Origin of the sequence: Streptomyces sp. M2CJ-2 (genome assembly GCF_016757295.1) — a bacterium.
Classification (GTDB): Bacteria; Actinomycetota; Actinomycetes; order Streptomycetales; family Streptomycetaceae; genus Streptomyces.
The window spans coordinates 1-15,468 of sequence record NZ_JAESIF010000016.1; the positions used below are offsets into that span (position 1 = coordinate 1).

A 15,468-nucleotide genomic window follows, 5' to 3' on the forward strand; every position below is an offset into this window, starting at 1 on the left:
CTCCCGGCTGCTGGCCAAGCTCGGGGTGGAGCGCCGTATCCAGGCCGCCGTGATCGGCCAGGTGCCCGGCGCGGCCGCGAGGTGGCCGGCCGCCCGCCGGGTCGGGGACGAGCCGAGCGACCCGGTGCTGCTGCGGCACCTGCTGTGGACCGCCGTCGCCTCGGGCCGCGGCCCCTGCAACTGCACGCGGGCCTCGGCGCGCCCGGCAGCTCCCGGGCGCAGGGCACCGACCAGGGGTTCCTCGACGGGTTCGTCCGGGCCACCGCCGGGCTCGGCACCGACCTCGTCCTGCTGCACGGCTACCCGGACCACCGCCGCGCCGCCCATCTGGGCGGCGCCCACCCGCACGTCTACGTCGACTCCGGCGCCGCCCGGCCCGCACCGGCGCCCGCGCGGCGACCGTCCTCGAGGAGGTTCTGGAAAACTCGCCCCCTTCGGCAAGATCCTCTTCTCCAGCGGCGCCCAGGGGCTGCCCGAACTGCATGTCGTGGGCGCCCGGCTGTTCCGTGAGGCGCTCGGCCGGGTGCTGGGCGCCTGGGCGACCGAGGGTGCCTGGTCCCCGGAGGACGCGCAGCGGGTGGCCGGAATGATCGCGTCGGGGAACGCGGGCCGGGTGTACGGGCCGGGTGACTGAGGCACGGGCGGCTCGTTGCACAGGCGGCGTGCGCCGCCTGTGGGGATGGTCCGTGGACGTACCCGATCACGCCATGGGCGAGTTTCATTCCCCACCCCGTGCGGCGCACGCCGTGGTCAGCCGGAAACGGACTCGAGCCGGTCAGTGGGGTCCGGAGCCGGGAGGGACGGATTCCCGATCGGGCGTTCACGCAGCGACAGCAGTACCCGGACGACCCAGATCCACATGACGCAGGAACCGAACATGTGCAGACCGACCAGGACCTCGGGGAGGTCGGTGAAGTATTGGATGTAACCCACCGCTCCCTGCGCGAGAATGATCAGGAACAGTTCGCGGGTGCGGTGCAGCGGGCCCTCGGGGGCGTCGACCGCCTTGAGCACGAACCACAGGGCGAACGTCAGCGTCGCCACGATCCACGCCAGCACGGCGTGCACCTTGCTGACCATCGCCGAGTCCAGCGGCATCCGCGCGACCTCGCTGGAGTCACCCGCGTGCGGCCCCGAGCCGGTCACCACCGTGCCGACCGTGATGACCAGGACGGACGCCACCACCAGGAACCACACCAGCTGCCGCACGGCTGCGCCGACCAGCGGCCGGGGCTCCCCGTCGCCCTCGCGGACGCGCTGCCACATCACCGTGGCCACCGCGATCAGCGCCGAGGAGAGCAGGAAGTGCGCCGCGACCGTGTACGGGTTGAGGCCGACGAGGACCACGATGCCGCCGAGGATCGCGTTGCCCATCACGATCCAGAACTGCGCCCAGCCCAGCCGGGTCAGGCTGCGCCGGTACGGCTTCCGGGAGCGCGCGGCGACGATCGCCCAGCCGACGGCGGCGCACAGCACGTACGTCAGCAGGCGGTTGCCGAACTCGATGACCCCGTGCAGGCCCATCTCCCGGGTGGAGACGAGCGAGTCGTCGGTGCACTTGGGCCAGGTGGGACAGCCCAGGCCGGAGCCGGTGAGCCGCACGGCTCCACCGGTGACCACGATGACCACCGCCATGACGAGCGCGGCGAGGGCCGCCCGCCGGACCGTCCGGGGGTCCGGGGTCCAGCGTGCGGCGATGAAGGCGAGCGGGTTGCGCAGGACCGCCTGGGCGTCGGCGCGGGTCACGTTTGGCACGCGTCCCATCGTAGGGCGCCCGCTTGTGCACGCTTTCACGAGGGTCCCGGTCGCCAGGTCGGTGGGACCGGGGAGCCTCCTCACTCCCAGCGGAAGAAGCGGCCCGCCGCGGCGAGCCCCGCCACCGCCCACACGGCGAGGACCCCGAGGTCGCCCCAGGGCAGCCCCGCCCCGTGCTGGAGCACGTCCCGCAGGCCCTCCGACAGCGCCGCGATGGGCAGCAGGCCGAGGAGGTCCCGTGCGGCCTCCGGGAAGGTGTCCAGCGGCACGACGACCCCGCCGCCGACGAGCAGCAGCAGGAACACCAGGTTGGCGGCGGCCAGCGTCGCCTCGGCCTTCAGGGTGCCCGCCATCAGCAGACCGAGCCCCGAGAAGGCGGCCGTGCCCAGCACCAGCAGCAGAAGCACGGCGAGCGGGTTGCCCTGCGGCGACCAGCCCAGCGCGAACGCGATCACCGTGAGCAGGACGATCTGGAGCGCCTCGGTGACCAGCACCGACAGTGTCTTCGCGGTCATCAGCGCCCAGCGCGGCAGCGGTGAGGCCGCCAGCCGCTTCAGCACCCCGTACCGGCGCTCGAAGCCGGTGGCGATGGCCTGTCCGGTGAACGCCGTCGACATCACCGCCAGGGCGAGGACCCCGGGGGCGAGGAAGTCCACGGCCTCGCCCTCGCCGGTGTCCACGATGTCCACGGTGCTGAACAGCACCAGCAGCAGTGTGGGGATGACCACGGTGAGCAGCAGCTGCTCGCCGTTGCGCAGCAGCATCTTCGTCTCGAGCAGGGCCTGCGCCGCGATCATGCGAGGGAGCGGGGCCGCGCCCGGCCGCGGCGCGTGGGCGCCGGTCCCCGGGGGTGCCGGAGTCACCTGGTTCACCTGATCCACCTGATTCACCGGATTCACGAACGCAGCTCCTTGCCCGTCAGCTCCAGGAAGACGTCCTCGAGGGTGTGTCGTTCGACCGAGATCCGGTCCGGCAGCACGCCGTGCTGTGCGCACCAGGAGGTGACCGTGGCGAGCAGCTGCGGGTCCACCTCGCCGACGACCCGGTACGAACCGGGGGTCAGCTCGGCGGCCTGGGAGTCGGGCGGCAGGGCCTTGAGCAGGGAGGCCACGTCCAGCCCCGGCCGGCCCGAGAAGCGCAGGGTGTTCTCGGCGCCGCCCCGGCACAGCTCCTCGGGGCTGCCCTGGACCACCACCCGGCCGGCGTCGATGATCGCGACGTCGTCGGCGAGCTGCTCGGCCTCGTCCATGTGGTGCGTGGTGAGGATGACGGAGACCCCGTCGGCGCGCAGATCCCGTACGAGGTCCCAGGTGGCGCGGCGGGCCTGCGGGTCGAGTCCGGCGGTCGGCTCGTCCAGGAACACCAGCTCCGGGCGCCCGACCACGGCCATCGCCAGCGCGAGCCGCTGCTGCTGGCCACCGGAGAGCCGCCGGTACGTCGTACGGCCGCAGGAGCCGAGCCCGAGGCGTTCGATCAGCGCGTCCACGTCCAGGGGGTGGGCGTGCAGTTTCGCCATGTGGCGGAGCATCTCGTCGGCCCGCGCGCCCGAGTAGACGCCGCCGGACTGGAGCATCACGCCGACCCGGGGCCGGAGCGCGGCCGACTGCCGGACCGGGTCCAGGCCCAGGACGCGCACCGTGCCGGAGTCCGGCCGCCGGTACCCCTCGCAGGTCTCGACCGTGGTCGTCTTGCCCGCCCCGTTGGGTCCGAGCACGGCCGTCACGCCCTGCCGTGCCACCAGGTCGAGGCCGTCCACCGCGGTCTTCGTGCCGTACCGCTTCACCAGGGCCTGCACCTGGACCACGGGCTCACTTCGCATGGGTCACGAGTCTAGGGACGCGCCGGGGCCCCCGGACGCCGGGGGAGGGTGCGGGCATGCCCGGGAGGGCGCCGGAAGCGGCACCGGACGTCACTGATCCGATCGATCAAAGATCGTTTTCGCAGGTCGGATTAGGTTTACCTAAGTGATGCAGCGCACCCGGAGGGTGATCGGGCGCGGCTTGCCCGGCCCTGATGAATTACGCAACAATGGCGTTGTGAAAAAGGTTGGCGAGGCTCCCCAGGAGGAACTTGCGACCGGTGAGCGGTCCACCCGCAACCGGGTCGCTCGGTCCGTGCTGGACCACGGCCCGTCGACCGTCTCCGAACTCGCCGAGCGGCTCGGGCTGACCCAGGCGGCCGTCCGCCGCCACCTCGACGCCCTGGCCACCGACGGAATCGTGGAAGCGCGCGAACGACGGGTCTACGGAGCACGCACCCGCGGGCGCCCGGCCAAGGTCTTCGCCCTCACGGACTGCGGGCGGGACGCCTTCGACCAGTCGTACGACAAGCTGGCCGTGGACGCCCTGCACTGGATCGGCGAGCAGGGGGGCGGCGACGAGGCGATCGCGGCGTTCGCCCGCGCCCGGATCGCCGCCCAGGCGGGCGCGTACCGCGAGGCGGTCGAGGCCGCGGCCCCCGAGGAGCGGACCCGGGCGCTGGCCAAGGCGCTCAGCGCGGACGGGTACGCTGCCATGGCGCGCAGCGCCCCCGACCCGCAGCAGGGCGAGCAGCTGTGTCAGCACCACTGCCCGGTCGCCCACGCGGCCGAGCGGTTCCCGCAGCTGTGCGAGGCGGAGACGGAATTTTTCGCCGAGCTGCTCGGTACTCATGTGCAGCGGCTGGCCACCATCGCGCACGGCGACGGTGTCTGCACCACCTTCATCCCGAAGGGTTCGCAGGCGGCGACGTCCGCACCGCAGCCCGCGCCGCGGTCCGCCGGGACCGCGCGCACCTCACAGACTTCGAAGACTTCTGCGAAGAAGACTTCGCCGCACACCCACAACGCATCTGCAAACACGGCCGGGAGGAACCCCGCATGACTCTCCCCACGGAGACTGCCCACCCCGAACTCGAGGGCCTGGGTACGTACGAATTCGGCTGGGCCGACTCCGACGAGGCAGGCGCCGCGGCCAAGCGCGGTCTGAACGAGGACGTCGTCCGCGACATCTCCGCGAAGAAGAACGAGCCGGAGTGGATGCTGAAGCTTCGGCTGAAGGGTCTGCGGCTGTTCGACAAGAAGCCCATGCCGAACTGGGGCTCGGACCTGTCGGGCATCGACTTCGACAACATCAAGTACTTCGTGCGCTCCACCGAGCAGCAGGCCGCCTCCTGGGAGGACCTGCCCGAGGACATCAAGAACACCTACGACCGGCTCGGCATCCCCGAGGCGGAGAAGCAGCGCCTGGTCGCCGGTGTCGCCGCGCAGTACGAGTCCGAGGTCGTCTACCACCAGATCCGCGAGGACCTGGAGGAGCAGGGCGTCATCTTCCTCGACACCGACACCGCGCTGAAGGAGCACCCGGAGCTCTTCCAGGAGTACTTCGGCACCGTCATCCCGGTCGGCGACAACAAGTTCGCGTCGCTGAACTCGGCCGTGTGGTCCGGCGGGTCGTTCATCTACGTCCCCAAGGGCGTCCACGTGGACATCCCGCTGCAGGCCTACTTCCGTATCAACACGGAGAACATGGGCCAGTTCGAGCGGACGCTGATCATCGTCGACGAGGAGGCCTACGTCCACTACGTCGAGGGCTGCACCGCCCCGATCTACACCTCGGACTCGCTGCACAGCGCCGTCGTCGAGATCATCGTCAAGAAGGGCGGCCGCTGCCGCTACACGACGATCCAGAACTGGTCGAACAACGTCTACAACCTGGTCACCAAGCGCGCCGTGGCCTACGAGGGCGCGACCATGGAGTGGGTCGACGGCAACATCGGCTCCAAGGTGACGATGAAGTACCCGGCCGTCTACCTCATGGGCGAGCACGCCAAGGGCGAGACCCTGTCCATCGCCTTCGCCGGCGAGGGCCAGCACCAGGACGCCGGCGCCAAGATGGTCCACATGGCCCCGAACACCTCGTCGAACATCGTCTCCAAGTCGGTGGCGCGCGGCGGCGGCCGTACCTCCTACCGCGGTCTGATCGAGATCGGCGAGGGCGCTCCCGGCGCCAAGTCCAACGTGCTGTGCGACGCGCTGCTCGTGGACACCATCTCCCGCTCCGACACCTACCCCTACGTCGACGTCCGTGAGGACGACGTGTCCATGGGCCACGAGGCGACCGTCTCCAAGGTCTCCGAGGACCAGCTCTTCTACCTGATGAGCCGCGGTCTGTCCGAGTTCGAGGCGATGGCGATGATCGTGCGCGGCTTCGTCGAGCCGATCGCCAAGGAACTCCCCATGGAGTACGCGCTCGAGCTCAACCGGCTGATCGAGCTGCAGATGGAAGGCGCGGTCGGCTAACACACCACGCCGTTCCGTCAAGCCCCTTACGCAAAGGAAAGCGAGCACTACGACAGCCATGGCTGAGGCTCAGAACATCCCCGTGGGTTCCACCACCGCGGGCTCGATCGCGGTCGCCGCCGAGTCGACCGTCGCCACCCGCATGAGCGCGCCCCCGTCCTTCGACGTGGCGGACTTCCCCGTCCCCCACGGCCGTGAGGAGGAATGGCGGTTCACCCCGCTGGAGCGGCTGCGCGGCCTGCACGACGGCACCGCCGTCGCCACCGGCGAAGGCGTCAAGGTCGCCGTCGACGTGCCCGAGGGCGTCCGCGTCGAGACCGTCGGCCGCGACGACGCGCGGCTCGGCCGGGCGGGCAAGCCGGTCGACCGCGTCGCCGCCCAGGCGTACTCCGCCTTCGAGCAGGCCTCGGTCGTGACCGTGCCGAAGGAGGCCGTCCTCACCGAGCCGATCCGCATCGCGGTGCACGGCGAGGGCGGCGCCGCCTACGGGCACCAGGTGATCGAGCTCGGCGCCTTCGCCGAGGCGGTCGTGGTCATCGACCACACCGGTGACGCGGTGCTCGCCGCGAACGTCGAGTACGTCCTCGGCGACGGCGCCAAGCTCACCGTCGTCTCCATCCAGGACTGGGACGACAAGGCCGTGCACGTCGCCCAGCACAACGCCCTCGTCGGCCGCGACGCCTCCTTCAAGTCGGTCGTCGTCACCTTCGGCGGCGACGTGGTCCGGCTGCACCCCCGGGTGGTCTACGCGGGCACCGGCGGTGAGGCCGAGCTGCTCGGCCTGTACTTCACCGACGCCGGCCAGCACCAGGAGCACCGCCTCCTGGTCGACCACAACGTTCCGCACTGCAAGTCGAACGTCGCCTACAAGGGCGCGCTCCAGGGCGACGACGCGCACGCCGTGTGGATCGGTGACGTGCTCATCGAGGCCAAGGCCGAGGGCACCGACACCTACGAGATGAACCGCAACCTGGTGCTGACCGACGGCGCCCGCGTCGACTCCGTGCCCAACCTGGAGATCGAGACCGGTGAGATCGTCGGCGCCGGCCACGCCTCCGCGACCGGCCGCTTCGACGACGAGCAGCTCTTCTACCTGATGGCCCGCGGCATCCACGAGAAGGACGCCCGCCGTCTGGTGGTCCGCGGCTTCTTCGCCGAACTCGTCCAGCAGATCGGCGTCCCGGACATCGAGGAGCGCCTGATCGCCAAGATCGAGGAGGAGCTGGAGGCCGCGGTCGCATGACCTTCCAACGCGCCTGCGGGCTGAGCGAGCTGGAGGAGGACACCCCGAAAAGGGTGGAACTCGACGGCACGCCGGTCTCCATCGTGCACACCGAGGGCGAGGTGTTCGCGATCAACGACATCTGCTCGCACGCCAACGTCTCCCTCTCGGAGGGCGAGGTCGACGACTGCCACATCGAGTGCTGGCTGCACGGCTCGCGCTTCGACCTCCGCTCGGGCAAGCCCGACAGTCTTCCGGCCACGCGCCCCGTCCCCGTATACCCCGTAAAGATCGAAGGGGACGACGTGTTCGTCTCCCTCACCCAGGAGTCCTGAGGCACCCATGGCAACGCTTGAAATCCGAGACCTGCACGTCACCGTCGAGGCCGACAACGCCACGAAGGAGATCCTCAAGGGCGTCGACCTCACCGTGAAGCAGGGCGAGACGCACGCCATCATGGGCCCCAACGGCTCCGGCAAGTCGACCCTCGCCTACGCCCTGGCCGGTCACCCCAAGTACACCGTGTCCGGCGGCAGCGTCACCCTCGACGGCGAGGACGTCCTGGAGATGACCGTCGACGAGCGCGCCCGCGCCGGCCTGTTCCTCGCCATGCAGTACCCGGTCGAGGTCCCCGGCGTCTCCGTCTCCAACTTCCTGCGCACCTCCGCCACCGCCATCCGCGGTGAGGCGCCCAAGCTGCGCCACTGGGTGAAGGAGGTCAAGGAGACCATGGAGCGCCTCCACATGGACCCCGCCTTCGCCGAGCGCAACGTCAACGAGGGCTTCTCCGGCGGTGAGAAGAAGCGCCACGAGATCCTCCAGCTGGAGCTGCTCAAGCCCAAGGTCGCGATCCTCGACGAGACCGACTCCGGCCTGGACGTCGACGCGCTGCGCATCGTCTCCGAGGGCGTCAACCGGGTCCGCGAGTCCGGCGAGGTCGGCACCCTGCTGATCACGCACTACACGCGCATCCTGCGCTACATCAAGCCCGACTACGTCCACGTGTTCGCCGACGGCCGGATCGCCGAGTCCGGCGGCGCCGAGCTCGCGGACAAGCTGGAGAACGAGGGCTACGAGGCTTACGTGAAGGGTGGCGCATCCGAGTGACACAGCTGCCGGGCCTCCTCGACACCGAGGCGATCCGCAAGGACTTCCCGATCCTGGACCGCCAGCTCCACGACGGGCGGAAACTGGTCTACCTGGACAACGCGGCGACCAGCCAGAAACCCCGTCAGGTACTGGACGCGCTCAGCGAGTACTACGAGCGCCACAACGCCAACGTCCACCGTGGCGTACACGTCCTCGCCGAGGAGGCCACGGCGCTGTACGAGGGCGCACGCGACAAGGTCGCCGCGTTCATCAACGCGCCCAGCCGCGACGAGGTGATCTTCACCAAGAACGCCTCCGAGTCGCTCAACCTCGTGGCGAACATGCTCGGCTGGGCCGACGAGCCCTACCGGGTGGACCACGAGACCGAGATCGTCATCACGGAGATGGAGCACCACTCCAACATCGTGCCGTGGCAGCTGCTCGCGCAGCGCACCGGCGCCAAGCTGAAGTGGTTCGGCCTCACCGACGACGGCCGCCTCGACCTGTCCAACATCGACGAGATCATCACCGAGAAGACGAAGGTCGTCTCCTTCGTGCTGGTGTCCAACATCCTGGGCACCGTCAACCCGGTCGAGGCGATCGTGCGCCGCGCCCAGGAGGTCGGCGCCCTGGTGTGCATCGACGCCTCCCAGGCGGCGCCGCACATGCCGCTGGACGTACAGGCCCTCCAGGCCGACTTCGTGGCCTTCACCGGCCACAAGATGTGCGCTCCGACCGGCATCGGCGTCCTGTGGGGCCGCCAGGAGCTGCTTGAGGACCTGCCTCCGTTCCTCGGCGGCGGCGAGATGATCGAGACCGTGTCGATGAGCTCGTCGACGTACGCCCCGGCCCCGCACAAGTTCGAGGCGGGCACCCCGCCGGTCGCGCAGGCGGTCGGCATGGGCGCGGCGATCGACTACCTGAGCGCCATCGGCATGGACAAGATCCTCGCCCACGAGCACGCCATCACCGAGTACGCCGTCAAGCGCCTGTCCGAGGTCCCGGACCTGCGCATCATCGGCCCCGCCACGGCCGAGGAGCGCGGCGCCGCGATCTCCTTCGTGCTGGGGGACATCCACCCGCACGACGTGGGCCAGGTCCTCGACGAGCAGGGCATCGCGGTCCGGGTCGGCCACCACTGCGCGCGGCCGGTCTGCCTCCGGTACGGAATTCCCGCGACCACGCGAGCGTCGTTCTATCTGTACTCCACGCCGGCCGAGATCGACGCTCTGGTCGACGGACTGGAGCACGTACGGAACTTCTTCGGCTGAGGGATTGGCGAGCGATCGGATGAAGCTGGATTCGATGTACCAGGAAGTCATCCTGGACCACTACAAGAACCCGCACGGGCGGGGCTTGCGGGATGGCGACGCCGAGGTGCACCACGTCAACCCGACGTGCGGCGACGAGATCACGCTGCGCGTGAAGTACGACGGCACGACGATCAGCGACGTCTCCTACGAGGGGCAGGGCTGCTCCATCAGCCAGGCCTCCGCCTCCGTGCTGAACGAGCTGCTGGTCGGAGAAGAGCTCGCCAGGGCGCAGACGATCCAGGAGACCTTCCTGGAACTGATGCAGTCCAAGGGGAAGATCGAACCCGACGACGCGATGGAGGAGATCCTGGAGGACGCGGTCGCGTTCGCCGGGGTCTCCAAGTACCCGGCCCGGGTCAAGTGCGCCCTCCTCAGCTGGATGGCGTGGAAGGACGCGACGGCCCAGGCACTGGGCACCGACGCCGAAAGGACAACGGCATGAGCGAGACCGTGGAGATGAAACCGGCCTCCGAGGAGGAGGTCCGCGAGGCCCTGATGGACGTCGTCGACCCCGAACTGGGCATCGACGTCGTCAACCTCGGCCTGATCTACGGCGTCCACGTCGACGACGGCAATGTGGCGACCGTCGACATGACCCTCACGTCCGCGGCCTGCCCGCTGACGGACGTCATCGAGGACCAGGCCAAGTCCGCGACGGACGGCCTGGTCAACGAGCTGCGCATCAACTGGGTCTGGATGCCCCCGTGGGGCCCCGACAAGATCACGGACGACGGTCGTGAGCAGCTGAGGGCGCTCGGCTTCAACGTCTGAGCCGACGCACGGCCGACCGGTCGGCCGCACGCACGTCGGAGGAACGGCGGGTGACCCCTTGTGGGGGGCACCCGCCGTTCCTCTTTTCCCTTCTCCGTGCTGGTGCGGGCGTTCGTTGTGTACGCTCGTACATATGGGATACCTGCTGCTCGCCGGAGCGATCGTCGCGGAGGTGGGCGCCACCACCGCCATGAAGTACAGCGACGGCTTCAGCAGACTCTGGCCCTCGCTGCTGACCCTGCTCGGCTACGTGGTCTCCTTCAGCCTGCTCGCCCAGACACTGCGCACCCTCTCCATCGGCACGGCGTACGCCATCTGGGCCGGGGTGGGCACCGCCGCCATCGCCGCGATCGGCGTCCTGTTCATGGGGGAGGGGCTCACCGCGGTCAAGGCCCTCGGCATCGCGCTGATCATCGTGGGCGTGGTCGTGCTCAACCTCGGCGGCGCGCACTGATGGCCCGGCGGTACGACCCCGAGCGGCGCCGGCGGATCATCGACGCGGCGATCCGGGTGGTCGGCAGGAGCGGTATCGCGGGGCTCAGCCACCGCAGCGTCGCAGCCGAGGCCGATGTGCCGCTCGGCTCCACGACGTACCACTTCAAGACCCTCGACGAGCTGATGGTCGCCGCGCTGCGCCAGGCGAACGAGGGCTTCGCCAAGGCCATCGCCTCACGCGGCGGCCTGGAGGACACGCGCACCGACCTGGCGACCGAACTCGCCGGGCTGCTCGGCGAATGGCTCGCCGGCGAGCGCACCGGCGTCGAGCTGGAGTACGAACTGTATCTGGCCGCCCTGCGCCGGCCCGCGCTGCGCCCCGTGGCGGCCGAGTGGTGCGAGGACGTCACCGTGCTGCTGTCCCGCCGCACGGACCCGGTCACGGCCCGCGCCCTGGTCGCCCTGATGGACGGCATCTGCCTCCAGGTACTGCTGACCGGCACGCCGTACGACGAGGCGTACGCGCGGGAGATGCTGGACCGGGTCATTTCCGGTACCTGAGACGGCGCGACACCGGTTCGCATCGCCGGGCCCTGGCCGGTTAGGTTGCCCTCATGACCGACACGACTGCTCAGAGCACCACCGGCGCGGTGGCCGCCGGCCTCGCCACCCTCGCCGCCGACGGCACCGTCCTCGACACCTGGTTCCCCGCCCCGGAACTCTCCGCCGCGCCCGGCCCGTCCGGCACCGAGCGGCTCTCCGCCGAGCGCGCCGCCGAGCTGCTCGGCGGCGGCGCGACCGCGGCGATCGGGCCGGACGCCCGCCGGGGCGTCGAGGTGGTCGCGGTCCGCACGGTCATCTCCTCGCTCGACGCGAAGCCGGTCGACGCCCACGACGCCTACCTGCGCCTCCACCTGCTCTCGCACCGCCTGGTGAAGCCGCACGGCCAGAACCTGGAGGGCATCTTCGGCTTCCTCGCCAACGTCGCCTGGACCTCGCTCGGTCCGGTCGCCGTCGACGACATCGAGAAGGTGCGGCTGAACGCCCGCGCCGAGGGCCTGCACCTGGCCGTGACGTCCATCGACAAGTTCCCCCGGATGACGGACTACGTCACTCCCAAGGGCGTCCGCATCGCCGACGCGGACCGGGTCCGCCTGGGCGCCCACCTCGCCGAGGGCACCACGGTCATGCACGAGGGCTTCGTCAACTTCAACGCGGGCACCCTCGGCACCTCGATGATCGAGGGTCGCATCTCCGCGGGCGTCGTCATCGGCGACGGCTCGGACATCGGCGGCGGCGCCTCCACCATGGGCACGCTGTCCGGCGGCGGCAACGTGATCATCTCCATCGGAGAGCGCTGCCTGATCGGCGCCGAGGCGGGTGTGGGCATCCCGCTCGGCGACGAGTGCGTGGTCGAGGCCGGCCTGTACGTCACCGCGGGCACCCGGGTGACCATGCCCGACGGCGAGGTCGTCAAGGCCCGCGCGCTGTCCGGCGCCTCCAACATCCTCTTCCGCCGCAACTCGCTCACCGGCACGGTCGAGGCCCGCCCGAACAACGCGGTCTGGGGCGGCCTCAACGACGTCCTGCACAACCACAACTGACCACCGGCAGCCAGCCCCACCTGACCTGTCGTACCGGTCAGCACCGAGCGCCCTCCCACGGCCCCAGAACGGCCCGGGAGGGCGCTCGTGCGTGAACAGGGGCCCCGGCATCGCTCGTGCCGGCATTCGTCGTCCCGCCGGTGCGGGAGCCGGAGGTCAGCTCGCGTACACGACGATCAGGCCCAGAGCCGCGAACGACACGGCGGACGAGCCGAGCAGCGTCAGCACCGCCGGGACCGCCGCCGTCAGCCGCTCCCCGCCCTTGCGCCGGACCGAACGGAACACCATGTGGGCCAGGGCGAGCGGCAGCGCCACGAGGGCGAGGAAGACCAGCAGCGCCGAGAGCCGGCTGAACACGGTGGTGCCGGTGTCGGTGACCAGGTGCCGGGCGGCTGCGCCGAGAACGACCGCCGGGTAGGCCAGCAGACCGAACGAGAGGACAGACGCCACGGCGACGGTCAGTCCTTCGGTCAGCCGCTCGGCACACGCACGCTCCTGGCGCACTTCCGTTGCCACGCTGTCCTCCATGCCCACTCCCAGGTGCCGAAGTTCGGTCGCCGCCGGCTCAACCGACCCCAGGTTCAACGGTGTCCGGCTCCACAGAAGTGTCACATGGCCCTCTCGGCTCCCATCTGCGAGCAGCCCGGATACAACCCTTGCGGTCCGTCGCGGGTCAGAGACGTTGCGATGAGGTGAGGACCTTCGTGCGGCCGGGCCACAGGGATGGCATACGATGCGTGTTCATCTCGTGAAGATCAAATAATAGGATGTACACCTCATGGCAATTCGTGCCTCGTACCGTTCCCTTCGCGGCATATCCGCCGTTGTCGCCCTGCTCGCGATCGGTGCGGTGGGATGCTCGGACGTCTCCGACGCCGTCGACAGTGCCAAGAACGGCGCGAAGAAGGTGGCTCGCCAGCGCTCGGTGTTCTCGCTGGACCTCGGCGACTGCTACAACCCGAACGGCAAGGCCGAGGGGGAGGCGTACGCCGTCGAGATCGTGCCCTGCGACGAGGCGCACGAGGGCCAGGTCGTCGGCGAGTTCGCGATCGACGAGGGCAAGGAGTACCCCGGCGACGACGAGGTCGCGACGATCGCGGACGAACGCTGCCCGGTCGAGGCGCAGAAGTACGCCCCGGACACCTGGGCGCTCCCCAAGGGTGTCGACCTCTACTACTACACCCCCACCAAGGAGAGCTGGGCGACGGGTGACCGCGCGGTGAGCTGCACCTACACCGCGGAGAAGGGCACGTTCAAGGGCTCGCTGGACACCGTGAAGTCCCTCAAGCCCGAGCAGGCCACGTACCTCAAGGGTTCGAACGCGGTCTACGAGGCCCTGTGGGCGAACCAGCCCGAGAAGGACACCGTCGAGGACGACCTGGCCGGCTACAAGGCGCAGGCCAAGGCCGTCGCGGCCGCCCTCGACGCACACCTCAAGGGCCTGGAAGGCATCGAGGGCACCGAGGTCGGCAAGCTCCACGCGACGCTGACGAAGGCGGCCGGGAACTGGAAGAAGGCCGCGAACGCCGCCGACGTCGACGCGTTCTACACCGCCTACGACCCGGCGTTCACCGACATCGACCCGAACGAGTCGGTCGCCGCCCGCAAGGAACTGGGCCTGGCCACCACCGTCCCGGCCGACGAGGCCGACGTCTGGGCGGGCTGATGCTCCGTCGGATGAGCGGGGCCGTGCCCGTCAAGGACCGGCCCCGCTTCCTGGTGATTTGAGTCGGAGATTCGCCGACAGTGGACGGCGAATCTCCGACTCGGCCCACCAGGTCGGCTCATGTGAGTGCGCGGGGGCGGAGTCACCGATATGTCGGACCGGTCGAGCTGAAGGCCGCGGTCCTGCCCGGCAGCGGCGGATGCCGGATCAACTCGGCGGCTGACTTGGGAAGCTGGGGCGCTGAGCGATCGGCAGTGGAACCGGCCGAACCGTTCACCTTCGTGGTCGGAACGGACGGTGTGCTTCGGTCGGCGCCGCGGCGAAGCGAGCACGTGGCCTGTGCCGGCGGAGCAATGGTTCTGAGCGCCGGCGAGATCGGCTTCTTGCGCGCGGCAGGCCTCAGCCGCGGCGGGGCGTCTTCGATCAGACGGTCGGGTCGGGCATGATCTCCCGGACCTCCTGCGCGCAGCGGCACGCGGCGGCGATCTTGGCAGCCCACTCCAGCGCGTCCTCGCGTGAGGGCACATCGATGATCGAGAACCCGCCGAGCACCGCCTTGGTCTCCGGGTACGGGCCGTCGGTGACGGTCCCGTCGGTGGCCACGACGCTCGCCTGCTGCCTTTCCAGTCCACCGCCGAAGACCCACACACCGGCGTCTCGAGCCTTACGCACCACCTCGTGCGAGGCCTCGGCCACCTCGGGCAACTCCTCCTCGGGGAAGGTCATCGCGCCGTCATCGAACGAGATCAGGTACCGCGCCATCCATGGCTCCCTCGGCCGGTGGCCTCCTTCGGACGCCTCTCACCCTACGACGAACGCCTCCCTCCAGAGCCGACATTCTCCCCGGCTTCCGCAACAGGCTCCAGCGCCCGCTGTGGCATGTCGGGGCGCCGCGTGGAGCCGTCGTAGCTGCGGCACCCCTGCCTGCCCGCCGCCCTGTCCACCCACCGCACCCCCGGTCCCCGCACCCTGGCCTTCCTGGAGCGCGCGCTCACCGCCCTGCGGCCCACCGGGCTGGACGGTGCGGCGAAGCTGGAGATCTTCGCCCAGCTCACGGCATTCGTGGCCGGGCACGCCGCTCACGAGATCGCGCAGGCCGCGGCCGCGCGGTCGCCCGACCGAGCGGCAGCCGAAGCCCGCTACCTCGCCGCCGTCGCCGCGGACGGCCGCCACCCGGAACTCGCCGAAGCCCTCTCCGCCCCCGGACGCCCGCTCGCCCCCGAAGCCACCTTCACCCGATTCCTCAACCGCCTTGTCGACGGCCTCACCACGGACTGATCCCGGCCGCCTGCCTCGACCGTGAGAATGGTCGAATCCGGTTTCCGGCCCGGGGG

General features: G+C 70.2%; 17 protein-coding genes and 3 pseudogenes. 15 read left to right on the top strand and 5 right to left on the bottom strand.

Annotated elements, in window-relative coordinates:
• Positions 1–634: pseudogene (locus JL475_RS14895) on the top strand (amidohydrolase family protein); the annotation flags it as partial.
• 116 nt (positions 635–750) lie between these two features.
• Here the strand turns inward: JL475_RS14895 and JL475_RS14900 are convergent.
• The 3 genes from JL475_RS14900 to JL475_RS14910 all read right to left on the bottom strand — a co-directional run bounded on the left by JL475_RS14900 (position 751) and on the right by JL475_RS14910 (position 3,574).
• Positions 751–1,746, bottom strand: a complete 996-nt coding sequence (locus tag JL475_RS14900) for a heme A synthase (protein ID WP_202278302.1) — start codon at positions 1,744–1,746, stop codon at positions 751–753.
• An 89-nt stretch (positions 1,747–1,835) separates the two neighbouring features.
• Positions 1,836–2,552: an ABC transporter permease gene (locus JL475_RS14905; RefSeq protein WP_237407176.1), complete on the bottom strand. Its 717-nt coding sequence runs from the start codon at positions 2,550–2,552 to the stop codon at positions 1,836–1,838.
• 98 nt (positions 2,553–2,650) lie between these two features.
• Positions 2,651–3,574, bottom strand: a complete 924-nt coding sequence (locus JL475_RS14910; protein ID WP_202278126.1) for an ABC transporter ATP-binding protein — start codon at positions 3,572–3,574, stop codon at positions 2,651–2,653.
• Positions 3,575–3,791: 217 nt separating this feature from the next.
• Between JL475_RS14910 and JL475_RS14915 the strand changes: the two genes are divergently transcribed.
• The 11 genes from JL475_RS14915 (at position 3,792) to dapD (ending at position 12,468) form a co-directional block, all read left to right on the top strand.
• Positions 3,792–4,616, top strand: coding sequence for a metalloregulator ArsR/SmtB family transcription factor (locus tag JL475_RS14915; RefSeq protein WP_202278128.1), 825 nt, complete (start codon positions 3,792–3,794; stop codon positions 4,614–4,616).
• Positions 4,613–6,034 (top strand): Fe-S cluster assembly protein SufB, encoded by a 1,422-nt coding sequence (gene sufB / locus JL475_RS14920; protein ID WP_202278130.1) that lies wholly within the window; start codon positions 4,613–4,615, stop codon positions 6,032–6,034. The genes JL475_RS14915 and sufB overlap by 4 nt, the downstream gene beginning before the upstream one ends.
• Positions 6,035–6,092: 58 nt before the next feature.
• Positions 6,093–7,277, top strand: a complete 1,185-nt coding sequence (sufD, locus tag JL475_RS14925) for a Fe-S cluster assembly protein SufD (RefSeq protein WP_202278132.1) — start codon at positions 6,093–6,095, stop codon at positions 7,275–7,277.
• Entirely contained in the window at positions 7,274–7,591 is a 318-nt protein-coding gene (locus JL475_RS14930) for a non-heme iron oxygenase ferredoxin subunit (protein ID WP_202278134.1), read from the top strand. The genes sufD and JL475_RS14930 overlap by 4 nt, the downstream gene beginning before the upstream one ends.
• 7 nt (positions 7,592–7,598) lie before the next feature.
• Complete coding sequence (gene sufC, locus JL475_RS14935; protein ID WP_202278136.1) at positions 7,599–8,363, top strand: Fe-S cluster assembly ATPase SufC; 765 nt, start codon at positions 7,599–7,601, stop codon at positions 8,361–8,363.
• On the top strand, positions 8,360–9,616 hold the full coding sequence (locus tag JL475_RS14940; RefSeq protein WP_202278138.1) for a cysteine desulfurase: 1,257 nt from the start codon (positions 8,360–8,362) through the stop codon (positions 9,614–9,616). The genes sufC and JL475_RS14940 overlap by 4 nt, the downstream gene beginning before the upstream one ends.
• A 19-nt stretch (positions 9,617–9,635) precedes the next feature.
• Entirely contained in the window at positions 9,636–10,100 is a 465-nt protein-coding gene (gene sufU, locus JL475_RS14945; RefSeq protein WP_202278140.1) for a Fe-S cluster assembly sulfur transfer protein SufU, read from the top strand.
• Positions 10,097–10,429 carry a metal-sulfur cluster assembly factor gene (locus tag JL475_RS14950; RefSeq protein ID WP_109380001.1) on the top strand — a complete coding sequence of 111 codons (333 nt, stop codon included), beginning with the start codon at positions 10,097–10,099 and terminating at the stop codon, positions 10,427–10,429. Before sufU ends, JL475_RS14950 begins: the two co-directional genes overlap by 4 nt.
• Positions 10,430–10,562: 133 nt before the next feature.
• Positions 10,563–10,883, top strand: a complete 321-nt coding sequence (locus JL475_RS14955) for a multidrug efflux SMR transporter (protein ID WP_202278142.1) — start codon at positions 10,563–10,565, stop codon at positions 10,881–10,883.
• Positions 10,883–11,425 (top strand): TetR/AcrR family transcriptional regulator, encoded by a 543-nt coding sequence (locus JL475_RS14960; RefSeq protein WP_202278144.1) that lies wholly within the window; start codon positions 10,883–10,885, stop codon positions 11,423–11,425. The genes JL475_RS14955 and JL475_RS14960 overlap by 1 nt, the downstream gene beginning before the upstream one ends.
• 53 nt (positions 11,426–11,478) lie before the next feature.
• Positions 11,479–12,468: a 2,3,4,5-tetrahydropyridine-2,6-dicarboxylate N-succinyltransferase gene (gene dapD / locus JL475_RS14965; RefSeq protein ID WP_202278146.1), complete on the top strand. Its 990-nt coding sequence runs from the start codon at positions 11,479–11,481 to the stop codon at positions 12,466–12,468.
• Between the two features lie 156 nt (positions 12,469–12,624).
• On the opposite strand, the gene JL475_RS14970 is transcribed toward dapD, so the two are convergent.
• Entirely contained in the window at positions 12,625–12,984 is a 360-nt protein-coding gene (locus JL475_RS14970; protein ID WP_202278148.1) for a hypothetical protein, read from the bottom strand.
• 262 nt (positions 12,985–13,246) lie between these two features.
• Between JL475_RS14970 and JL475_RS14975 the strand changes: the two genes are divergently transcribed.
• Positions 13,247–14,134 carry a septum formation family protein gene (locus JL475_RS14975; protein ID WP_202278150.1) on the top strand — a complete coding sequence of 296 codons (888 nt, stop codon included), beginning with the start codon at positions 13,247–13,249 and terminating at the stop codon, positions 14,132–14,134.
• A 122-nt stretch (positions 14,135–14,256) separates the two neighbouring features.
• A pseudogene (locus tag JL475_RS39990) lies at positions 14,257–14,529 on the top strand (hypothetical protein); the annotation flags it as partial.
• A 28-nt stretch (positions 14,530–14,557) separates the two neighbouring features.
• On the opposite strand, the gene JL475_RS14980 reads toward JL475_RS39990, so the two are convergent.
• Positions 14,558–14,896 (bottom strand): YciI family protein, encoded by a 339-nt coding sequence (locus tag JL475_RS14980; RefSeq protein ID WP_202278152.1) that lies wholly within the window; start codon positions 14,894–14,896, stop codon positions 14,558–14,560.
• Positions 14,897–15,043: 147 nt separating this feature from the next.
• On the opposite strand from JL475_RS14980, the pseudogene JL475_RS14985 reads away from it, so the two are divergent.
• A pseudogene (locus JL475_RS14985) lies at positions 15,044–15,412 on the top strand (TetR/AcrR family transcriptional regulator C-terminal domain-containing protein); the annotation flags it as partial.
• Positions 15,413–15,468: the final 56 nt, after the last annotated feature.